General features: G+C 56.6%; 2 protein-coding genes. One reads left to right on the top strand and one right to left on the bottom strand.

Annotated elements, in window-relative coordinates; all coding sequences use genetic code 11:
• Positions 1-303 precede the first annotated feature (303 nt).
• A complete protein-coding gene (gene sciP / locus HNO88_RS21900) occupies positions 304-612 on the bottom strand; it encodes a CtrA inhibitor SciP (protein WP_184250949.1) in 309 nt (102 codons plus the stop codon).
• A 425-nt stretch (positions 613-1,037) separates the two neighbouring features.
• Here sciP and HNO88_RS21895 point away from each other — a divergent pair, with 425 nt between their 5' ends.
• Positions 1,038-1,367, top strand: a complete 330-nt coding sequence (locus tag HNO88_RS21895) for a PilZ domain-containing protein (RefSeq protein WP_184250946.1) — start codon at positions 1,038-1,040, stop codon at positions 1,365-1,367.
• Positions 1,368-1,456 lie beyond the last annotated feature (89 nt).

Raw genomic sequence — 1,456 nt, 5'->3', positions numbered from 1 at the left:
AGATGGACTGCACGTCTGATGACAGTGTGATTGGTTTGATTTGCGGGCGGCTCATGCACTTTGGCGCACGATCGGTGGATTAATGGCGAGTTTGGCCGCAGTGTCAGATGAGGGGCTACTTGCGCATGAGCGGAGACGGTGGGTACAAGCTGGAGGTAGATTGTGGCAGCGCAGTAGGGTGATCAAGCAGGCGTCGATCAACCCGGCGGCAAGGCGCGGGAGATCTGCAAGGACAAGCGCCCGATGTCCAGAGGCCACTTGTGAGCTCGCCACTGTACGCTTCAACAACGGGGAAGCGGGATCTCAAGCAGTCTGACGCCGGTTATGCCTTTCGTGGCGCTGGCGGTTTTGCTGGACCTTCGATGCGCGAAGCCCTGAAATGCCATCGCGTTCAACCGCGCGCTGCCAAGAGACGAGCTCTTCCAGCGAAAGCTGGTAACGCGCGCAGGCCTCCGGCACGCTGAGCAAACCACCTTCAACCGCAGCGACCACCTCGGCCTTGCGCCGCGCTACCCACCGAGACGTACCCGGCTCGGGCAGCTTGTCGAAAGTCAAAACTTCGCCAAGCGGGCCAACAACTTTGCGGACGATCTGATTGTCAGCGTTCAACATGCGTATTCCCCGAGACTTGTCGATCGTACGGCTCTTGGGAGTCCTTATCGGGTAGGTGCCAGAAAATAGTTAACAGGATCGTTAACGGGGATGCAGTTCACGCCATTGTGAAGTTAAATACGAGCGTTTATGCCAAACGCTCAAGACCCGTCTATGTTATTTGATGTCGCCGTGCTCCATGAACATCAGTTCATCTTCAAGCGCAGGCAAGGTACGCGCATGACAGCACGCTATAAAGGCCAACGACGTAGAGCACCGGTTGGTTCCCGATGATTCGGGAAAAAACTCCAGACACGTAATCCTGGCTTGTAGGCAAGTTGCATGCCCTCGAGGGTAGGCGAGGGAAACCGCCAGCTCCGCAAGACTTACTTAAGCAATGTTCAGTAGCAACATTCAGCCACAGGGGGTGGCAGGGGTCGCACCTGATGATCAAAACAACGCCGCAACTCGGCACCTATGAGTATGCCACGCAAGAGGATCGTTCCGCACTCCGCACCCGCGTGACGATCCCGGGTTATATCCGTCCTGTGGGAGCAAAGCGCCTGGTGACCACCACTAGGGATATATCGCTGTCTGGCTTCGCGGCGATCGCGATTGCTCGCCTCCATCCGGGCACAAAGTGCTGGCTGACCTTGCCTGGCCTTCCCTCGCTTGAGGCAGAAGTCGTATGGTGGGAGGGAGGCATCGTTGGATGTGCTTTCAAAGAGTTGCTCAACCAAGCTGATCTTGATCCTCTGATAAGCCGTTGGCTGTGACCTTTTGCGTGAACTTGGCTGCGAGCTGGGTTGAGGATCAACCGCGCCAAATCCTCGACGGCCTGTCTATGCGTTAGGATCTTGTTAAG

The sequence above is a fragment of the Novosphingobium chloroacetimidivorans genome (genome assembly GCF_014204535.1).
GTDB classification, from domain to species: Bacteria; Pseudomonadota; Alphaproteobacteria; order Sphingomonadales; family Sphingomonadaceae; genus Novosphingobium; species Novosphingobium chloroacetimidivorans.
Note: the sequence above shows the minus strand (reverse complement) of the source record. Positions and strands in the feature narration are given on the sequence as shown.